Raw genomic sequence first — 19,589 nt, forward strand, 5'->3', positions numbered from 1 at the left:
AAGGCCTGCCTCATGTCCGCAATCGACCGACGCCGGCTGCTCCAGGGCGCCGCGGCCGTCGCGGTGACGGCCACCCTGACCGACCAACTCCGGTCCGCGCCGGCGCGGGCGCACGGCGCCGGCGCGCCCGCTGACCCGCTCGGGCCGCCGGGATCGCTGGACGAACGCCCCTTCCCGGCCTACGACTACTCCCGCGCCAACAAGCTCCCACGCGAGATGACCGGCTATTGGTCGAAGTCGTTCGAGGTTGCCGGCGCGACGCGGACGGCCAAGGTCTACATCTCCGCCGAGACGCCGATCCGCTCCTACTACACGGTCATCGCGGTGCCTGACGGCGTGCGTACCGCCGAGTTTCTTGCCCGGTCAGGCTGGGTCGACGTCGCCGACCGGCGCGCGGAGGGGCTGTTCGTGCTCGAACCGGGGCCCGGCGGGTGGGGTCCGCACGCCGACGAGGCCGTTTACGTCGAGGCAGCCATGGCCTTCCACCAGAACAACCGCTACTTCTCGATCTTCGGGCTGCACTATCTCGTGGGATACGGCGCCGGCGCGCCCGCCCTCGAGGCGTGGGCCGTCGCCCACCCGCTGCGGGTCATCGGCCAGGTGTTCGTCGACTCGACCGGGCTCGACGCGGACCACCTGGCCGCCTACGCCGACCGGGTCTTCGACGGCGAGACGGACGGCAGCTACACCACTGTGGAGTTTCCGCCCGGCTTCGACCTGATCCGGTACGCGGAAACCGTGTTGCCGACGTGGTTCATCCACCCGGACCGGCGGACGGTCGGGGCCAGCCTGGCTTACTGGAAGCAGGCCAACGACGCGGTCGGGCGGCCAGTCCGGGACCGGACGCTCGGCACCGTGTACCCGCAACGGCGCGGCTCCGACCGCTGGATGACCTCCTACGCGGGCCCGATCTCGCAGGTCGCCGTCCAGGAGCGGCCGGTCGGGGCCACGAGCCGCGTCGCGACCGGGCAGATCGTCGAGTTCCTCACCGCGTACACGCGCTATGAGAACTTCTTCGCCTATGGAAACCAGCTCTACGAGCGGGCCGACTACGCCAAGCTCGGTGTCGAGGTGCGCACCATGATGGTCGAGGGCTTCGTGCGCGAATATCTCGTGCACGTGCCCCGCTCGGCGCACCGCCGGTGGGGTGATCGGGCGCCGGTCCTCTTCGTGTGGCCGGGCAACAGCCAGACCGACAAGGTGTTCTTCGACGCCGCCCAGTGGTGGAAGGTCGCCGAGCGCGAAGGCATCGTCGTCGTCACCGTCTGCGAGCAGTACAGCAACACCTCGGTCTCGGTCAGCCACCGCGACTCGCACGCCTTCTATCGCCAGCTCCGCGAGGTCGTCACGGCCGAGTACCCGGTCGACCCGACCCGGTTCTATTCCACCGGGCAGTCCGCCGGCAGCTCCGTGACCCAGAACTTCGCGATCGCGTTCCCCGAGTATTTCGCCGCTGTCGCGTCGACCTCGTTCACCGCCGCGCCGAGCGCCGCGGGCACCGTGAGCATCGACGGCGTCGAGCATCCGGCCAGCGGGCGGATGATCCCCAACTACCAGATCTACGGCTACGGCGACCTCGCGTTCCTGGAGGGCACGCTCTGGGACGACATCGAGAACTCGCTCGACAGCTGGGCGCGGTATCACCTCCACACCAATGATCTCAGTCTGTCCGATGTGGACGACGTCGACGGCGAGCGGAGCGGTTGGCACGATCGGTTCGTGACCTGGACCTGGCGCGGCCGCGACACGGGCATCCCGGTGCTCAAGGTCACCAGGAACGTCTACCGCTCGCACAACACGATGCCCGAGGAGTCCCCGCTGATGTGGGACTTCCTGAAGCACTACAGCAGCGAGACCGGCGCGGACGGGAGCGTCGTGCGCTACTACAGCCCGTCCGGCTTCCGCCGGCCCCGGGACAGGAAACGGATCTGAGCACGGCGGCGTGGGCGGCGGTGGCGGTGTTCGCCGTCGCCTACGCGCTGATCGCCACCGAGAAGGTGCACCGCGTCGCCGCGGCGCTCGGCGGCGCCGTGGTCATGCTGCTGATCGGCGCGACCGACGCCGAGCACGCGTTCTTCTCGGCGGACGCGGGCATCGACTGGAACGTCATCTTCCTGCTGCTCGGGATGATGCTGATCGTCGCCGCCCTCAAGCGGACCGGGGCGTTCGAGTACCTGGCCATCTGGGCGATCAAGCGGGCCAGGGGCCGCCCGTTCCGGGTCATGGTCGTGCTCATCGTGGTGACCGCGGTCATCTCGGCCGGCCTCGACAACGTGACCACGGTGCTGCTCGTCGCCCCGGTCACGTTCCTCGTCTGCGAGCGCCTGGCCGTTCCGGTCGCGCCCTACCTGATCGCCGAGGCGATGGCGTCCAACATCGGCGGCACCGCGACGCTGGTCGGCGACCCACCCAACATCATCATCGCCAGCCGCGGCGGGCTGTCGTACAACGACTTCCTGGTGCACCTGGCCCCGTTCGTCGTCGTGGCGCTGGCCGCGTTCGTCGCGCTGAGTCGGGTCCTGTTCCGCACGGCGTTCCGTCACGACCCGGGGCGGGCGGCGGAGATCGCGACGCTGCGGGAGCGCGACGCCATCAAGGATCCGCGGCTGCTGGCGGTCAGCCTGGCGGTGCTGGCCGTGACGATGGTCGCGTTCATGCTGCACACGGTCCTCCACCTGGAACCGGCGGTGGTCGCCATCGTCGGCGGCCTGGTCCTGCTGGCGCTCTCCGGGATCGACGCCGGCACGGTCGCGCGCGACGTGGAGTGGCCGACCCTGGTCTTCTTCGCGGGCCTGTTCGTGATGGTCGGCTCGCTGGTCAACACCGGCGTCATCGAGCAGCTGTCGCGCGCGGCGGTGGAGGCGACCGGTGGCCGGCTGTTCGGTCGCGTCGATGGTGCTGCTGTGGGGATCGGCCGTGCTGTCGGCGATCGTCGACAACATCCCCTACGTGGCCACCATCAGCCCGATCGTGGCGGAGATGGTCAACGCCGACGGCACCTCCCAGGCGCGGGTGCTGTGGTGGGCCCTGGCCATCGGCGCCGACCTGGGCGGCAACGCCACCGCGATCGGCGCGTCGGCCAACGTCGTCGTGCTGGGGCTGGCCGAACGCGCGGGCACGAAGATCACCTTCTGGGAGTTCACCAAGTACGGGCTCGTCGTGACGCTCGTCACCATCGCGCTGGCCACCCCGTACCTCTGGTTGCGTTACTTCGCGTTTCCATGAGCGGCCTAAGGTTGAGGGGTGGCCGGTGAACTGAAGACGGATCGCCTCAACCTGCGGCCGTGGCGGGTCGACGACGCGGAGGCGGCGCTGCCGATCTACGGGGCGTCGAACGTGGCGCGGTGGCTCAGCCCCGCGATGGACAGCGTTCCCGACGCCGACGCGATGCGGCTGGTGCTGCAGCAGTGGGTCGCCGAGGACGCGCGCCTGCCGGAGCCCGCCGGGCGCTGGGCGGTCGAGCGCCGCGACGACGGCCGGCTCGTCGGCGGCGCCATTTTGCTGCCGCTGCCGCCGCGCGGCGAGGACCTGGAGATGGGCTGGCAGCTCCACCCCGATGTCTGGGGCCAGGGGTACGCGGCCGAGGCGGGGCGGGCCATCGCCCGGTGGGCGTTCGACCAGGGCTGGGACGAGGTCCTCGCGGTCGCCCGCCCGGCGAACTCCCGAGCCCAGGCGACCGCCCGCCGCATCGGGATGGACTGGGTCGGCGAGACGGAGAAATACTACGGCCTGCGCCTCCAGGTCTTCCGCCTCCGCCCGGCCGACCTGACCGACCCGGCGGTCTGACCGTCACCGAACGTGCGACAGTTGTCCGGGCCCGCGCGCTCATGTTCGGTCACCCGGCGAACCGGGGCGTGGCCAGGCCGCGGGCGCCGGGGTTGAGCAGGAGGGTCTGGCCGGCCAGCGGCGACGGGTCGCCGCCGACGCGGGCCGAGGTCACCGCCAGCTGGTCCAGGTGCGGCCCGACGAACGCGCAGCGCGTGGGGTTGGCCACCGGAAGGGGCACGACCCGGTCGACCGTGCCGTCCGGGGCGTAGCGGACGATCCGCGCGCCGCCGAACTTGCAGTTCCAGACGTAGCCCTGGGCGTCCACCGTCACGCCGTCGGGGAACCAGTCGTGGTCCACATCGGACATGAACACCCGGCCCGGTCCGACGTCGCCGGAAGGGGAGACCGGATAGGCCCGGATCAGCCGGACGGTGGAGTCGACGTGATAGAGCGTCGAACCGTCCGGACTCCAGGCCGGACCGTTGGAGCACACGATGCCGCCGAACGCGCGCCGCACCGTCAGCGCACCGTCGAGGCGATAGAACGAGCCGCTCGGCGTCCGCTCCGCCATGTCCATGGAGCCGAACCAGAACGCGCCCGAGGGGTCGACGGCGCCGTCGTTGAGGCGGGTGCCGGGTGGGGTGTCGACGGCGCGTACGACCTCGACCGTGCCCGCGTCGACGTCGCAGAACGCGATCGCGTCCCGCAACGCCGCGACCAGGCCGCCACCGGCGCGCAGGGCGACGCTGCCGACCAGGTCCGGCAGCACCACGGTCACGACGGGACCGGCCGGCCACGCCATCGCGTGCACGCGACGTTCGAGGATGTCGACCCAGTAGAACCGCGATCCGTCCCACAGCGCGCTCTCGCCGAGCGTGCACGGGATGTCGCTCAGCACCGTCACGTCAGTCATGAGCCTTCTCCCGGCCGTACGCGAAGAGGATGGCGAGGATGACCAGGCCGTAGATGACCAGGCGGCCGTACTCGGGGACGCGTTGCGCCTGCAGGAACGTCGTCACGGCCACCAGGGTGAGCGAGCCGGCGATGACACCCAGGTAATGGCCGCGGCCGCCGAGGATGGAGACGCCGCCGACCACGACGGCGGCGATCGACTCGAAGAGGTACGGGTCGCCGAGTCCGAGCGACGGCTGGCCGCCGTAGGCGACGAGCGCGATGCCGGCCAGCGCGGCGAACACGCCGCTGAGCGTGTAGAGCGCCACGGTCACGCCCCGCACGCCGACACCGGACAGGAAGGCGGCGCGGGGGTTGACGCCGACGGCGTAGACCCGGCGGCCGAAGGTGGACAGGGTCAGGAGCACCGTCATGAACAGGCCCACCCCGGCCCAGAGGAACAGCTGGGCGGGCAGCGCGCCGGAGAACAGGCCGCGCAGCGGCTCCGGGGCGTACGAGCCGCAGGACGCGCAGGTCAGCCCCTTCGAGAGGCCGAGCGTGAGGCCCTGCATGACCCCGTTCATGCCGAGCGTCATGACGACCGCGGGCACGCCGAGCCACGCCACGCCCAGGCCGTTGCCCAGACCGACCAGCGCGCCGACGCCGAGCGCGAGGGCGATCGCCAGCGGCGCTCGCGAGGTCTGGCCGAGACTCGACGTGGTGAGCACGATCGCCGCGCCGTTGAGCACCCAGGGGATCGACAGGTCGATGCCGCCGACGAGCACGACGAGCATCTGCCCGGCCGCGACGAAGCCGGTGAAGCTGGCGACGACGAGCATCACCCGCAGGCTCGACCAGGACGCGAAGCCGGGGTGCAGGATCGCGCCGGCCAGCAGCACGGCGACGGTGCCGCCGAGCGCGTAGAAGATGCGCCGGGCGCCGGGGGAGTCGAGGACGGTCGGGAGCCTCATGGCAGCCTCCGGCGGCGGGCGACCAGGGCGCCGGCGGTGCCGAGCAGCACCGCGACGACCAGGAACAGGCCCTGGAACAGCGCCTGGTAGAGCGGGTCGATGCCGGCGAAGAAGAGGATGTCGATGACGAGCGTCAGGGAGACCGCGCCGGCGACGGCGCCGAGCGCGGTGCCGCGGCCGCCGGTGAACGCGACGCCGCCGACGACGACCGAGGCGATGGAGGTGAGGATGAACGGCGTGCCGGCGTTGGCATCACCGGCCGTCGTCGTGGACACGTAGAACACGGCGGCGAGCGCGCTGCACAGGCCGGACAGCGCGTACACCTTGAGCTTGACGGCCGCCGCCGGCACGCCGATCGCGCGAGCGCTGCTCTCGTCGCTGCCGACGGCGTAGACCCGCATGCCGAACCGGGTGCGGCGCAGCGCGAGCCAACCGGCCACCGCGAGGCCGAGCCAGATCAGGGCGGTCGGGGCCGCCGGGTTGGTCAGCACCAGCCGCACCTCCCGCGGGATCGCGCCGCCGGGCACCGGCAGCACCCGCAACGCGAGTCCGCTGAAGATGGACAGCGTCGCCAGCGTGGTGAGGATCGGCGCGATCCGGCCGTAGGCCACGACGAGGCCGTTGACCGCGCCACAGAGGGCGCCGAGCGCCAGGACCGCGAACATCCACGGAACCGACGAGGTGGCGGCGGTCACCGCGACACAGAGGCTGACGATGCCGCCCACCGACAGGTCGATGCCGCCGGTCAGCACGACCAGGCTCTGGCCGAGCGCCACGAACACCAGTGGCAGCGTGGTGTTGAGGATCGACAGGTAGTCGAACGAGCTGGGGAAGCGGCCCAGCCGCGAGGTGTAGACGACGAGGTAGGCGACCGCGGTCGCGGCCAGCACGAGGTAGCCGAGGCTGACCCGGCGCAGCGCGTCATGCATCGTGACCCTCCTTGATGGACGCCGCGACGATCCGCTCGGCGTCGCCGACCGGGCCGGCCAGCTCCGCCGTCACCCGGCCTTCGCGCAGCACCAGCACCCGATGGCAGAGGTGGGCGATCTCCTCGGTCTCGCTGGAGTAGTAGAGGATCGCCCGGCCCTCGGCGGCCAGCTGACCGACCAGTTCGTAGATGTCGTGCTTGGTGGCCGCGTCGACGCCACGCGTGACGTCGTAGAGCAGCAGGATCCGGGCGTCGGTGAGCAACCACCGGGCCATCAGCACCTTCTGCTGATTGCCGCCCGACAGGGTGTCGACCGCGCGGCCGGTGGACCGCCCGGCGCCGATCGCGAGCCGGTCCACGATGGACGCCACCGCGGCCCGTTCGACGCCGCGGTTGACAAAGCCGCCCCTGGACCGGCGCGACAAGGTGGCGGCGGCGATGTTGTCACGGATCGACAGCGGCAGGAACAGCCCTTCCGCCTTGCGGTCCTCGGGCACGTAGGCGATCCCGACACCGGCCCGGACCGCGTGCTTGGGCGACCGGATGCTGACCGGCCGGCCGTCGACGGAGACGGCGCCGGCGGCCCGCCGCGCCCCGAAGAGGCTCAGGAACAGGTCCCGCTGCCCCTGGCCCGCGAGGCCGCCGATGCCCAGGATCTCGCCCCGGCGCAGGTCGAACGAGACTCCGCGCAGGCGGCCGCCCGAGAGACCGGTGACGCGCAGGGCACTCTCGTCCGTGGGCCCGGTGCCGATCGACGGGTACGCCGCCGCGAAGCTCCGCCCGCTCATCAGCGTGACCGCCTCCGCCTCCGAGAGCCGCTGCCGGGTGGCGACGTGAACGCCGTTGCGGAAGACGGTCACCCGGTCGGCGAGGGACTCGATCTCCCGCCAGCGGTGGGAGGTGAAGATGACACAGCAGCCGTCGTCGCGCAGCCGCCGCATGTGGCCGGCCAGCCACTCGACCTGCTTGTCCGCCAGCGCCGCGGTCGGCTCGTCGAGGATGACCACCCGCGGCTCGGCGGCCAGCACCCGCACGAGCTCCACCACCTGCCGTTGGGCGACCGACAGGTCGGCGGCGGTCGCCCGCGGGTCGATGTCGTCCACCCCGAACCGGCGCAGGATCGCCTCGGCCACCGGCGCCAGGCGGCTCCGCCGCACCAGACCGAGCGGCCCCCGCGGCGGATCCTCCAGCAGCAGGTTCTCCGCCACGGTGAGGTCCGGCAACAGCGACAACTCCTGGAACGCGGTCGCCACCCCCATCCGGCGCCGCGCGGCCGGCCGCACCAGCCGGCTGACCTCCGTACCGAAGATCTCGACGGTGCCGCGGTCGGCGCTCAGCACTCCACACAGGACCTTGATGAGCGTGCTCTTGCCGGCCCCGTTCTCGCCGGCGAGCGCGTGGATCTCGCCGGGACGCGCCGCGAACGACGCGTCCCGGAGCGCCTGGACCCCGCCGAAGGCGCGGTCGACGCCGGATGCCCGTACCGCCAGGGTCTCGGCGTCCGAGCGCGTCGGCGCCGGCGCCATCGACGGGGTCCCGGTCACGGCGTGCCCAGCTTGACGTCGAGGGTCTTGCCGGGGCACGGCGTGCCGTCGGTCGCCGCCTCCTGGCAGAGCACGACCGTGGCGTTGGGTCCCGAGTCGGTGAAGTCGGCGAAGAAGCTGTCCGGCAGGTCGGGGAAGACCGTCTCGCCGGGCACCATGTTCTCCGACGTGGCCACCGGGAACGGGATCGTGATGCTCTCCCTGGGATGCTCGCCCTTCACCACGGCCCGGGCGAGCTCGAGCGAGATGACCGACAGGAACGGCGGTTGCCCGATCGACATGCCGGTCACCTTGGGCGTGAGCAGGCCGGCCATGAACTTCCGGAACCCGTTCTCGGCCTCGCCACCGACGACCGGCATGGGCCGGTTGGCCGCGGCGAACGCCTTGATGACACCGTCGGTGCCGCCGGAGACCCAGACACCGTCCACCTTGGGCAGGTTGGGCAGCTGGGCGGAGGTGTTGCGCTGGGCGGTGGCCGAATCCCACATGCCGGTGTAGGTGGCGACCACCTTGATGCCGGGGTTGGCCGCGAACACCTCCTTGGCGCCCTTGTTGCGGTCGTTGTCGGCGCCGGTGCCGGCCACGCCGGTCACCATCACCACGTTGCCCTGGCCCTTGAGCTGGTCGACGATGAACTGCGCGAGCTGCTGGCCGAACTTGACCTGGTCGGTGTTGACCGTCAGGCCGCACGGGTTGTCGACGGTGTTGTCGAAGGAGACGACCACGATGCCGCGGTCGCAGGCCTGCTGCACCACTCCGTTGAGGCCGCTGGTCGAGGCGGCGTTGATGACGATCGCGTCGACGCCCTGCGAGATGAGGTTCGAGATCTGGCGTGACTGCGTCGAGACGTCGTTGCCGGCGTTGTAGACGCTGCACTCGACCTCATCGACGTACGGCGGCATGGCGCACGCCGCCTTGTAGACGTTCTCCATCTCCACGCGCCACTGGTTGCCGATGAAGGAGTTGGAGAGAGCGATCTTGATCTTGCCGCCGTCGCCGGCCGCGCCGTTGCCGGTCGCGGCGGGACTGCCGGCGTCGCTGCACGCGCCGGCGAGCAGCAGCGAGGCCGCGGCGACGGCCGTGAGCACGGCGCGGGCCGTGGGGTGTCGAGGTAGATTCATGGTTGCTCCACCGTGAAGGCGCGGCGGGTCCGACCCGCGGCGCTCGAGGTCTGGTCAGCGGCTGCAACCGCCGGCCAGGTGTGGTGTGAGTGCCCCGCACTGGCGTGTGGCTGGGCGGCCAGGGCTTCGCGGCCCTGGCCGTTCTGGGGCGCTATCTCGTGGGGTGGGTGGGCAGGGGAAACCGGTCGGCGTCCCGCAGCACCGCCGCCGCGGCGCCCAGGACGACCACGCTGTGCTCGTCCAACGCGCCGACGACGACCGGAGGCAGCACTTCCCCGGCGTGGATCGCACGCCGGGCCATCGATTCGCGCAACGGAGCCAGCAGGATCTCGCCCGCGGCGGCGAGGTTGCCGCCGAGGACGATCAGCTCCGGGTCGAGCAGGTTGTACATGTTGGCGGCGGCCAGGCCGATGTGCCGGCCGGCGTCGGCGATCACCCGCCGGCAGCCGACATCGCCCAGCTGGGCCATCCGGATCACGTCGGCGATCGAGAGCCGGTCGTGGTGGCTGCGCCACAGCTTGCGGGTGATCGAGTCGGCGTTGGCCAGGGTGTTGAGGCACCCGCGGCCGCCGCACTGGCAGACCTCGCCGTTCTCGTCGATCGTCGTGTGGCCGAGCTCGCCCGCGGTGCCGTTGGCGCCCACGTAGAGGGCGCCGCCGAGGATGAACCCGACGCCGATGCCCGACGCCGTGTAGACGTAGGCGATGTCCCGCATGCCGCGGGCGACGCCCCAGGTGGTCTCGGCGAGCGCGGCGAAGTTGGCGTCGTTGCCGACCACGAGGGGCAGCCGCAACACCCCGGCCGCGGTCGCCTGCGGGTTGACGTTGACCCACGGCTTGAGCGTCGTCGCTCGGCCGTTGACACCGGTGTTGCGCTGGATCGGACCCGGCATCGCGACCCCGACGCCGAGCACGCGGTCCTTGCCGATCCCCAGCCGGTCGAGCATGGCGCCGACCAGGGTGGCGGCCGTCATGAGCGTCGCCTCCGGCGGGGTGTGGTCGTCCACCGGCACCGCGTCGTGCAGGAGGAGGTCCTGGGCGGTGTCGCAGATGCCGGCCCGGACGACGCCGTTGGCGATCTCGATGCCCACCGCCACGCCGAGGTCGCCCTTGAGCCCGACGAGCGTGGGTGGCCGCCCGGTGCCCACCGGCCGGTCGCCGCCGGACACCTCCCTGATCGTGCCGTCGTCGAGCAGCTCCTCGATGACGCTCTTGACGGTGGAGCGCGACAACCCGATCTCGGTCAGCGCCCGCCGGCTCAGTGCCCCCCGCTCCCGCAACGCGCGGACCACCCGGGCACGGTTGGCCGAGCGCTGCGCGGACGGGACGGGAGACGACATCGCACCTCTTCCCTCAAGGTGGGACCGAGTATCGAGGCGAATGCCGATAGCAGTCAATACTGCGGCGCGGTTAGCGCGAAATCGGCCTTCATTTTGGCTGGTCTATTCAAAATGGATCGCTGCGCTTCGGGCCGATCCAGGCAGAATCCTCAGGCAGAGAGCGCGATCCGGTACGCGCTATTGACGGTTACGCGCCGACGAACGGCCGGCCGCCCTCGTCGTGCGCCGCATCGGTCACCACGTGCATGTCGGCCTTGGCGATGTCGAAGTACATGCCGACCAGGCGGAGCCGGCCGGCGGCCGAGGCCCGGCGGACGCTCGGATAGGTGCGCAGGTGATCGAGCTGCCGGCGGATGTTGGCCAGGCAGTGCTCCTGCTCGTCGCCCGCGACAGCCACGTGACCGGCGTGCCGCAGCCACTGGCCGAGCGCCGCGTCCGGTTCGGTCGAGTCCGCCATCAGCGCCCGCACCGCCCCACAGGCGGAGTGACCGCAGACGGTGATGGTGGCGATGCCCAACACGTCCACGGCGTACTCGACGGCGGCGCCGACGGAATGGTCGCCCGCGCCGTGCGGCGGCACGATGTTGCCGATGTTGCGGACGCAGAACAGGTCGCCGGGTCCGCTAGCCGTGATGAGGTTGGGCACGACCCGCGAGTCGGCGCAGGTGATGAAGAGCTGCTGCGGCCGTTGACCCTTGGCCGCCAGGTCGGCCAGGTGCGGGCGGACGAGCGGCGCGACCGAGCGCTGGAACTCGTCGATGCCCGCCGCCATGGCGCGGACCGGCCGGTCGGCCGGCGACAACCCCGCGGCGTGTACGGCCTGCCACTGCGACCACGACGCGATGAACCGTGGCAGGTGCGGCGGCGTGCTCTTCCCGGCACCGAGCCGGCCCGAGTGCGCGCGGTGCAGCCACCCCCGCTGGACCTCGTGGATCCGCACCTCGCCGCCGCCGCGCTCGTACGCCTGCCGCCAGTCCTCGATCGCCTCGAACGCGCCGTGGTCGAGATAGTCCAGGTGCAGGTCGAGCTCGACGGTCTGCCCCGGCGGCACCGCGGACAGCTCGCGGGCGAGCCGGCCGGCGGCGACGAACGCCAGCGTGCCCGTGATGGTGACCGCCCACTGGCCCGGCTCGCGTTCCGCCCGGCGGATGTCGCAGCGGGCCAACCGGAAGAGCGTGAGCACCACGGCGACGCCGATGCCGGCGGCCACGCCGACCATCAGATCGGTGACCACGACGCCGACCGCGGTGACGAGATAGACCGGCAGCTCCCGGTGCCGGGCATAGGTGCGCAGGTGGGCCAGGCTGACCAGGCGCACGCCCACGACCACCAGGACGGCGGCCAGCGCCGACATCGGGATCAGCTCGAGCACGTCGGTGAAGGCCAGCGCGAAGACCGCGATCCACAGGCCGTGCAGCACGGCCGAGGCCCGGGACCGGGCGCCGGCGGCCACGTTGGCCGAGCTGCGCACGATGACGCCGGTGACCGGGAGGCCGCCGAGCGCGCCGGACACCATGTTGGCCGTGCCCTGCGCCACGAGCTCCTGGTCGAGGTTGGCCCGCGTACCGTCGTGCAGCTTGTCGACCGCCACCGCCGACAGCAGCGACTCCACGCTGGCCACCAGGGCGATCGTGACGACCGCCATCGCCACCTCGGTAAGGGGAGCGTCCGGCCATCGCGGCAGGGTCAGCTGGCTCAGCGGCGCGTCGGGCAGCGTGACCCGCGGCAGGTCGAGATAGGCCACAGTGGACAGCGCGGTGGCGGCGGCGACGGCCACCAGGGCGGCCGGCAGCAGCGACGTCTTGACGAGCCGGGGCCAGACCACGAGGACCACCATCGTCAGCACGCCGATCAGCACCGACGCGTCGTGATGGCCGAGCGCCTGCCGCGGCAGGTCGCGCAGGTTGGCCAGGGGCGAGCTCAGCGCCGCGCCGCCGAGCACGACGTGCACCTGGCCGATCACGATCACGACCCCGATGCCGGCCAACATCCCGTGTACGACGGCCGGCGAGAGCGACAGGGCCGCCCGCCCGAGCCGGCTGAGGCCGAGCCCGACCTGCAGGGCGCCGGCCAGCGCGACGACGGCCACGGTGCCCGCCCAGCCGAACTCCGCCACGGTGCCGGCGACGATCACGGTCAGGCCGGCGGCGGGCCCGCTGACCTGCAGGGGCGCGCCGCTGATGGCGCCGGCCACGACACCACCGACCACCGCGGCGATCAGCCCGGCGAACAACGGCGCACCGGACGCCGCGGCGATGCCCAGCGACAGCGGGATCGCGATCAGGAACACCACCACGGAGGCGGGTACGTCGTGCCGGAGCGCCGATCGGATCATGACGACAGCATGCCCGATTTGTCCGTTACGGCGGAACATCTGGGCCTGGGACGTTCCTGAGAGTCGGTGATTGGCGGGGTCGACCCGGGGCTGGCCGCGCTGCTGGTGTCGGTGACCCGCTTCGCGCTCGTGCTGCACAATCCCGACGCGTCGTTGCGGTCTTCGCCCCGGCCAACGTCGTGCTGGGCGTCCTGGTCTGCGTCGCGGGCCTGCGGTACGCCCGGGACGGCCGACGGGCCCGGGCGTACCTCGCGCGATACGGTCACTGATCCTTCGTCGCCAGCAGCCGGGCCAGCCACGCGGTGCGGGCCCGGCGCGCGGCCGCCGAGATCGGCGCCTGCGGGTGCAGGGCGTCGAAGCCGTGGAAGCCACCCGCCCAGACGTGCAGTTCGGCCTGGCCGCCCGCCGCCCAGATGCGGCCGGCGTAGGCGACGTCCTCGTCGCGGAAGACCTCGGCCGAGCCGGCGTCGATGTAGGTGGTGGGCAGTCCGGACAGGTCGTCGGCCAGCGCGGGGGACACGTACGCCGGAACGTCGGACGGGTTGTCGCCCAGTAGCGAGCGCCAGCCGTACGCGTTCATCTCGCCGGTCCAGACGCCGGGCGCGCCCGAGTACTGCCGGGCGGAGACGCTGTTGTTGCGGTGGTCGAGCATCGGGCCGATCAGCACCTGCGCGGCGATCGCCGGGTTGCCACGGTCGCGGGCCAGCAGCGTGACCCCGGCGGCGAGGCCACCGCCGGCACTGGCCCCGGCCACGATGACGCGGGTCGGGTCGACGCCGAGCTCGGCGGCGTGCGCGGCGACCCAGGAGAGACCGGCGTAGCAGTCGTCGACCAGTGTCGTGCCGGTCGCCTCGGGCGCCAACCGGTAGTCGACCGAGACCACCACCGCGCCGAGCTCGCGCAGCCAGTCGAGCGGGATGTCGATCTGCGAGTAGCGGTCGCCCATCACCATGCCGCCGCCGTGGATCCAGTAGACGCACGGTGCGGCGGTGGCGCCGACCGGGCTGATGACGGACAGCGGGACGAGCGCGCCGTCGCCGGCCGGGACGGTGACCTCGCGGCGCGAGACGGCGAGTCCGGCGAGCAACGGCTCGACCGGCGCCGAGGCGTACGGGCGGATCTGGGCGAGCGTCTCGTCGTCGAGGCGGGACACCATCGGCAGGTCGGCGATCAGCGCCCGCAGGTCCGGGTCGAGGTCGGGGCGGGCCATCAGAACGCCGCCTTCCCGCCGACGGGCACCTCGTCGACGTAGTCCGAGTCGCCGGTCAGCAACGGCTGCAGCCTGGCCACCAGGGCCTGTGCCGGCGCGCTCGCGAAGAACGCCGCGTGCGCCTCCTGGCTGGTCCAGCCCTCGGTCACGTAGACGACGTCGGGGTTGCCGGCCGACCGGCCGACGAGGAACACGACGCAGTCCTCGTGAGTCAGGGACGGGGCGTCGAGCAGCAGGGCGATCAGCTCGGCCGCCTTGCCGGGTTGCGCGGTCATTGCGGCGCGAAAGCCGTGGTTGACATTCATGCTCCCAATGGAAGCAGTGTGAGTAGGCGAAACGTTAGGGCTATGCTCCTGATTGCTTGCCTGATCCTGCTGAGCGAGGGAGGATCGGGTCATGAGCATCACCGCGCTGCGCGACCTGCTCGCCCGGCATGCCCGCCCCGACATGACCACCGCCATCGACGACGTGCTGATCTCGAGGGTCGACCGGTCGCACCCGTCCGCGCCCTCGATGTCCGGCACGGTGTTGGCGCTGATCGCGCAGGGCGCCAAGCGGATCGCGCTCGGGGACCGGGTCTACGAGTACGGCGCGGGCCAGTTCCTCGTCGCTTCCGTCGACCTGCCGGTGACCGGCCACTTCATCGCGGCCAGCCCCGAGCGGCCGGCGCTGGGCTTCGGCCTGATTTTGCGCCCGGAGGCGGTCGCCGAGCTGCTGCTCAGTGCCGCGCCCGGCGATCTCCCGTCGGCCGGCGGCACCACCGCGCCGTCGGGGCTAGCCGTCAGCGACGCCTCCGAGGAGATGGTCGACGCGGTGATCCGGCTCGTGCGCCTGCTCGAGCGCCCGCGCGACGCCGCCGTGCTCGCCCCACTGGTCAAACGCGAGATCCTGTGGCGGCTGATCACCAGCGACCAGGGCGCCGTGGTGCGCCAGCTCGGCCTCGCCGACAGCCACCTGAGCCACATCGCCCGCGCCGTGCGCTGGATCCGCGAGCACTACGCGGAACCCTTCCGCGTCGACGACCTCGCGCGCCTGGCCGGCATGAGCGTCTCCGCGTTCCACCGCAACTTCCAGTCCGTCACCGCGACCAGCCCGATCCAGTTCCAGAAGCAGATCCGGCTCCAGGAGGCCCGGCTCCTGCTCGCCGCGCGCCCGACCGACGTCACCGGGGTGAGCCGGCGCGTCGGCTACGACAGCCCGAGCCAGTTCAGCCGCGAATACCGCCGCCAGTTCGGCACGCCGCCGAGCCAGGACACACCACGCGTACGGGCCCGCGACACCGCTCCCGCCCTGCTGTAGCCGCCGTTTCGGTTGCACGCGGCCCCGATCCGGGACGACGATCGAGGAGGGAGCCGTTCCGCCGGCGACCGGAGTGTCCAGCGTCCAGCGTGGCCGGCGGGAAAGCTGGGGGTAGTGGTGTGAGCGACGGGCGGCTGGAGGCGATCGCCGAGGATCTGGCCGGCGAGCTGTTGTCCCGGCCGCTGCTCGAGCGCATCCTCCGCCGCTGTGTCGAGCTGCTCGGCGGTGACGCCGGGTCGGTCTCCAGCGTCGACGAGGCGGCCGGCACCTACCGCAAGGAGGCCGAGGTCGGCGTCACGTGCCAGCCCGGCCGGGTGTTCCCGCTGAGCGAGGGGATGACCGGCGAGGTCGTCCGCCGGCGCGCTCCCGTCCGCTACGACCGCTACGCCGACGTCCCCGGCGGCCATGTCGGCGAGTCCGACCGGGCGACCCTGCGCGGCGTCATCGGCGTGCCGATCGAGTGGCACGGCCGGATCATCGCCGCCTGCGTCGTGTTCAGCCGCGTCGAGGGCCGCGTCTTCACCGACCAGGACGCCGAGCTGCTGCGCGCGTTCGCCCGGCACGCCGCCGTCGCGCTGGTCAACGCCGGCTCGCACGAGGCCGCCGAGGAGCGGGCCCGCCTGCAGGCCGCCGGCGCCGAACGGGAGCGGCTCCTCGTCGAGGTGCAGGGCCTGCTCGACAAGGGACTCGTCGACCTCAACGCCGAGCTGGAGCAGGCCGAGCGGTGCGCGCCGGCCGCCGTCACCGGGCACCTGCGGCGGGCGCGGGCGGAGGCCGAGAGCACGATGACCGAGGTACGCCGTTCGCTCGGCGCGGCCGGACACTCCCCATTGGAGGATCGGACCCTCGAGGACGCGTTGCGCGCCGAGCTCGGCTGGGCGCGGCGGGCGCGGGGCGCCGACGCGCGGTTGGTGATCGCCGGCGCGCCCGTGCCGCTGGATCCGGCGCTCGCCGAGCACGTGCTGAGCGTCGCGCAGGAGGCGGTGTCCAACATCGTCCGGCACTCCGGCGCCTCGACGATCCGGCTCGGGCTGGTCTACAACTCGGCCGCGCTGGCGTTGCTCGTGCAGGACGACGGTCAGGGCTTCGAGCTCGACGCCGGCGACCAACGGGCCGGGCTCGGGCTGCGCCGGATGGCCGAGCTGGCCGGCAGCGTCGGCGGGTCCGCCACCGTCGAGTCGGTGCCGGGCTGGGGCACCATCGTGCGGGCCTCGTTCCCCTACCAGCGGACGGCCGGAGCCGCGAGTGACCGCATCGACGTGCTCGTCGTCGCGGCCCAACCGCTGACCCGCGCCGGGATATCCCGCCTGCTCGCCTGGTCGGGCCAATCCGTGGCCGTCGTCGGCGAGGTGGCCGGCGCGGGCGGCGCGCTCGCCGCGTACGACCCGGACGTCGTCGTGGTGGGCCCGGACGTCGCCGACCAGGCCGACGCCGTCAGGAGGATCAGCGCGGCCGTGGTCGCGATCTGCCCCGCCGGTGACCAGCACGCCGTCGCCGAGGCCCTGCTCGCTGGGGCGCACGGCTGCGTCGAGACGACCGCCGACGGCCCGACCCTGGCCCGGGCGGTCGTGGCCGCCTCCCGCGGCGAGTCGCTGGTGCCGGACCACGGCATCTGGGCGGGCCGCCTCACCAGCAACGCCAACCCGTCCGGCCTCACCGCTCGCGAGCTCGAGGTCTACGCGCTGCTCGGCCAGGGCCTGTCCGACAAGATGATCGCCGCCCGGCTCACCATCGCGGTCAAGACCGTGGAGAAGCACGTCGGGGCGGTGCTCCGCAAGACCGGTTGCCGGGGCCGCGCCGAGCTGATCGCCCGCGGCCGCCGCGCGGGGTAGGGACGTTCCCCATTCCGTGGGAGTGTTTTCCCTGATGCTGCCGGCCCCGCCGCGCCTCTAGCGTCGCACTCATGGGTGTGGTGCCGCTCAAGGAGATCGTCGACCGGGCGATGCGCGACGGGTACGGCGTCCCCGCGATCAACATCGTCAACGACCTGACGCTGGAGAGCGTGCTGGCCGGCGCGGTGGAGCGACGATCGCCCATCATCGTCCAGACGTCGGTCAAGACGGTGAAGTCCATCGGCTCCGACGTGCTGTTCGCGATGTGGAGGGCGATGACCGCCGGCATCGAGGTGCCCGCCTGCCTCCACCTCGACCACTGCCCGGAGCGCGCGGTGATCACAGAGTGTCTGGACAAGGGCTGGAACTCGGTGCTCTTCGACGGCTCGACCCTGCCCGTCGAGGAGAACCTGCGCCAGGTCATCGAGGTGGCCGCGGAGGCCCGCGCGCACGGCGCCCACGTCGAGGGCGAGATCGAGGCCATCAAGGGTGTCGAGGACGACGTCGGCTCCGACGAGGCGTCCAAGCGCGAGTCGCTCGACGTGTCCGTCCACTTCGTCCGGACGTCCGGCGTGGACGTGTTCGCGCCGTCGATCGGCAACGCGCACGGCGTCTACTCGTCGGCCCCCGACCTCGACGGCCAGCGGGTCAGCGACCTGGTCGCCGCGACCGGCGTGCCGATCGCGCTGCACGGCGGCACCGGACTGCGCGACGAGCAGTTCAAGGACCTGATCGCCCGCGGCTGCGCCAAGGTGAACGTGTCGACCGCCCTCAAGGTGACCTACATGCAGTCGAACCTGGCCTTCCTGCGCGAGGCCGAGGAGCGCGGCAAGTGGGACCCGCCGTCGCTGTTCCGGCACGTGGCCGCCGACGTCACCGCGATGACCGCCGGCTACGTCGACCGCTTCGGCAGCGCGGGGCGGGCCTGGTGACCGCGCTCATCTTCGACTGCGACGGCGTCCTGGCCGACACCGAGCGCTACGGCCACCTGCCGGCGTTCAACCAGACGTTCGAGGAGTTCGGCCTGCCGGTGCGCTGGAGCGAGGAGGAGTACGGCCGCAAGCTCGCCATCGGCGGCGGCAAGGAGCGCATGCGCAGCCTGCTGACGCCCGAGTTCGTCGCGGAGGCCGGCCTGCCCACCGATCCGGAGGGCCAGGCCGAGGCGGTCGCCGCGTGGCACCGCCGCAAGACCGAGATCTACACGGCCATGGTGGCGGCCGGGAAGCTGCCGGCCCGGCCCGGCGTCGCGCGGGTCGTCGAGGAGGCCCACGAGGCGGGCTGGCCGCTGGTGGTCGCGTCCACCTCGGCCGAGAAGTCGGTGCGGGCCGTGGTGGAGCACGACGTCGGCGCGGAGCGGGCCAGGGACTTCACGGTACTCGCCGGCGACGTCGTGCCGCACAAGAAGCCGGCGCCCGACATCTACCTCCTCGCGCTCGACCGGCTCGGCATCCCGCCGGAGGAGGCGGTCGTCGTCGAGGACTCGCACAACGGGCTCGTGGCCGCGCACACGGCCGGGATCCCGTGCGTGGTCACGGTCAACGGCTACACGGCCGACGAGGACTTCACCGGCGCCGCGTTCGTGGTCGACTCGCTCGGCGACCCCGGCGCCGCGCCGATCACCGTGCTCGCCAACGACAGTCCGGCGCGGCCCGGTCCGTACGTGACGCTGGCCGACCTCGCGGCCGTCTTCGAAGGGGACAGGCGATGACCGAACTGCTGCTGCCGGTCGAGTTCGTCACGCGGACGATCGCGCAGACCGCCGTGGCCAACGAGAAGTACTTCGGCGACCTGGACGCGGTCGTCGGCGACGGCGACTTCGGCTACTCGCTCGCCCGCGGCTTCGAGCTCGTCGTCCGCGACTGGGACGGGTTCGACCGCGCCGACGCGGCCACCTTCCTGCGCAAGGTCGCGGTGGTCGTCACCGGCCGGATCGGCGGCACCTCCGGCCCGCTGTGGGGCACCGCCTTCCTGCGCGCGGCGACCGTCGCGAGTGGAAAGTCCGAAGCGGACGGTGCGACCGCCGTCGCCATGCTGCGCGCGGCGATCGAGGGCATCCAGGCCCGCGGCAACGCCAGCCTCGGCGACAAGACGTTGCTCGACGCGCTCGTCCCGGCCACCGACGAGATCGAGCGGCAGGTCGAGGCCGGCAGCGACGGGCCGACGACGGTCCGGGCGGCCGCGGCCGTGGCGCGGGCGAGCGCCGACGAGACCGCCAAGCTGCAGGCCCGGCGCGGGCGGGCCGCGTACACCGGCGAGCGCAGCATCGGCAGCGTCGACCCGGGCGCCACCGCCGTCGCCGTGATCCTCGAAGCCCTGGCCGAGACCTGGCCCGCCGGACTCTGAAGGGAACC

The 19,589-nt window shown here is 72.4% G+C and carries 17 protein-coding genes and 1 pseudogene; 9 read left to right on the top strand and 9 right to left on the bottom strand.

Annotation, left to right across the window (positions count from 1 at the left end; genetic code table 11):
• Nucleotides 1–12: 12 nt before the first annotated feature.
• From O7635_RS25675 to O7635_RS25690, 4 genes and pseudogenes are all read left to right on the top strand, one after another.
• Nucleotides 13–1,932 carry a hypothetical protein gene (locus tag O7635_RS25675; protein ID WP_278083029.1) on the top strand — a complete coding sequence of 640 codons (1,920 nt, stop codon included), beginning with the start codon at nucleotides 13–15 and terminating at the stop codon, nucleotides 1,930–1,932.
• A 98-nt stretch (nucleotides 1,933–2,030) separates the two neighbouring features.
• Nucleotides 2,031–2,825: pseudogene (locus O7635_RS25680) on the top strand (SLC13 family permease); the annotation flags it as partial.
• 67 nt (nucleotides 2,826–2,892) lie between these two features.
• Nucleotides 2,893–3,225, top strand: a complete 333-nt coding sequence (locus tag O7635_RS25685) for an SLC13 family permease (protein ID WP_278085574.1) — start codon at nucleotides 2,893–2,895, stop codon at nucleotides 3,223–3,225.
• Nucleotides 3,226–3,243: 18 nt separating this feature from the next.
• On the top strand, nucleotides 3,244–3,786 hold the full coding sequence (locus O7635_RS25690; RefSeq protein ID WP_278083030.1) for a GNAT family N-acetyltransferase: 543 nt from the start codon (nucleotides 3,244–3,246) through the stop codon (nucleotides 3,784–3,786).
• A gap of 49 nt (nucleotides 3,787–3,835) precedes the next feature.
• Here the strand turns inward: O7635_RS25690 and O7635_RS25695 are convergent, their stop codons facing one another.
• From O7635_RS25695 to O7635_RS25735, 9 genes are all read right to left on the bottom strand, one after another.
• The gene (locus O7635_RS25695; RefSeq protein ID WP_278083031.1) at nucleotides 3,836–4,681 is read right to left on the bottom strand and encodes an SMP-30/gluconolactonase/LRE family protein; all 846 of its coding nucleotides are present in this window, start codon (nucleotides 4,679–4,681) and stop codon (nucleotides 3,836–3,838) included.
• Complete coding sequence (locus O7635_RS25700) at nucleotides 4,674–5,630, bottom strand: ABC transporter permease (RefSeq protein WP_278083032.1); 957 nt, start codon at nucleotides 5,628–5,630, stop codon at nucleotides 4,674–4,676. The genes O7635_RS25695 and O7635_RS25700 overlap by 8 nt, the downstream gene beginning before the upstream one ends.
• Entirely contained in the window at nucleotides 5,627–6,559 is a 933-nt protein-coding gene (locus tag O7635_RS25705) for an ABC transporter permease (RefSeq protein ID WP_278083033.1), read from the bottom strand. The genes O7635_RS25700 and O7635_RS25705 overlap by 4 nt, the downstream gene beginning before the upstream one ends.
• Complete coding sequence (locus tag O7635_RS25710; protein WP_278083034.1) at nucleotides 6,552–8,102, bottom strand: sugar ABC transporter ATP-binding protein; 1,551 nt, start codon at nucleotides 8,100–8,102, stop codon at nucleotides 6,552–6,554. Before O7635_RS25710 ends, O7635_RS25705 begins: the two co-directional genes overlap by 8 nt.
• Nucleotides 8,099–9,223 carry a sugar ABC transporter substrate-binding protein gene (locus tag O7635_RS25715; RefSeq protein WP_278083035.1) on the bottom strand — a complete coding sequence of 375 codons (1,125 nt, stop codon included), beginning with the start codon at nucleotides 9,221–9,223 and terminating at the stop codon, nucleotides 8,099–8,101. Before O7635_RS25715 ends, O7635_RS25710 begins: the two co-directional genes overlap by 4 nt.
• A 151-nt stretch (nucleotides 9,224–9,374) precedes the next feature.
• On the bottom strand, nucleotides 9,375–10,562 hold the full coding sequence (locus tag O7635_RS25720) for an ROK family transcriptional regulator (protein ID WP_278083036.1): 1,188 nt from the start codon (nucleotides 10,560–10,562) through the stop codon (nucleotides 9,375–9,377).
• A gap of 187 nt (nucleotides 10,563–10,749) precedes the next feature.
• Entirely contained in the window at nucleotides 10,750–12,897 is a 2,148-nt protein-coding gene (locus O7635_RS25725) for a SulP family inorganic anion transporter (RefSeq protein WP_278083037.1), read from the bottom strand.
• Nucleotides 12,898–13,159: 262 nt separating this feature from the next.
• Complete coding sequence (locus O7635_RS25730; protein ID WP_278083038.1) at nucleotides 13,160–14,107, bottom strand: alpha/beta hydrolase; 948 nt, start codon at nucleotides 14,105–14,107, stop codon at nucleotides 13,160–13,162.
• Nucleotides 14,107–14,382, bottom strand: coding sequence for an antibiotic biosynthesis monooxygenase (locus O7635_RS25735; RefSeq protein WP_278083039.1), 276 nt, complete (start codon nucleotides 14,380–14,382; stop codon nucleotides 14,107–14,109). Before O7635_RS25735 ends, O7635_RS25730 begins: the two co-directional genes overlap by 1 nt.
• A 121-nt stretch (nucleotides 14,383–14,503) precedes the next feature.
• On the opposite strand from O7635_RS25735, the gene O7635_RS25740 reads away from it, so the two are divergent.
• The 5 genes from O7635_RS25740 to dhaL all read left to right on the top strand — a co-directional run bounded on the left by O7635_RS25740 (nucleotide 14,504) and on the right by dhaL (nucleotide 19,581).
• Entirely contained in the window at nucleotides 14,504–15,406 is a 903-nt protein-coding gene (locus O7635_RS25740; protein ID WP_278083040.1) for an AraC family transcriptional regulator, read from the top strand.
• A 119-nt stretch (nucleotides 15,407–15,525) separates the two neighbouring features.
• Nucleotides 15,526–17,238 (top strand): GAF domain-containing protein, encoded by a 1,713-nt coding sequence (locus tag O7635_RS25745; protein ID WP_278083041.1) that lies wholly within the window; start codon nucleotides 15,526–15,528, stop codon nucleotides 17,236–17,238.
• Between the two features lie 71 nt (nucleotides 17,239–17,309).
• The gene (locus O7635_RS25750; RefSeq protein ID WP_278083042.1) at nucleotides 17,310–18,170 is read left to right on the top strand and encodes a class II fructose-bisphosphate aldolase; all 861 of its coding nucleotides are present in this window, start codon (nucleotides 17,310–17,312) and stop codon (nucleotides 18,168–18,170) included.
• A complete protein-coding gene (locus tag O7635_RS25755; RefSeq protein ID WP_278083043.1) occupies nucleotides 18,167–18,946 on the top strand; it encodes an HAD-IA family hydrolase in 780 nt (259 codons plus the stop codon). The genes O7635_RS25750 and O7635_RS25755 overlap by 4 nt, the downstream gene beginning before the upstream one ends.
• Entirely contained in the window at nucleotides 18,943–19,581 is a 639-nt protein-coding gene (dhaL, locus tag O7635_RS25760) for a dihydroxyacetone kinase subunit DhaL (RefSeq protein ID WP_278083044.1), read from the top strand. Before O7635_RS25755 ends, dhaL begins: the two co-directional genes overlap by 4 nt.
• Nucleotides 19,582–19,589 lie beyond the last annotated feature (8 nt).

Origin of the sequence: Asanoa sp. WMMD1127 (assembly GCF_029626225.1) — a bacterium.
Classification (GTDB): Bacteria; Actinomycetota; Actinomycetes; order Mycobacteriales; family Micromonosporaceae; genus Asanoa.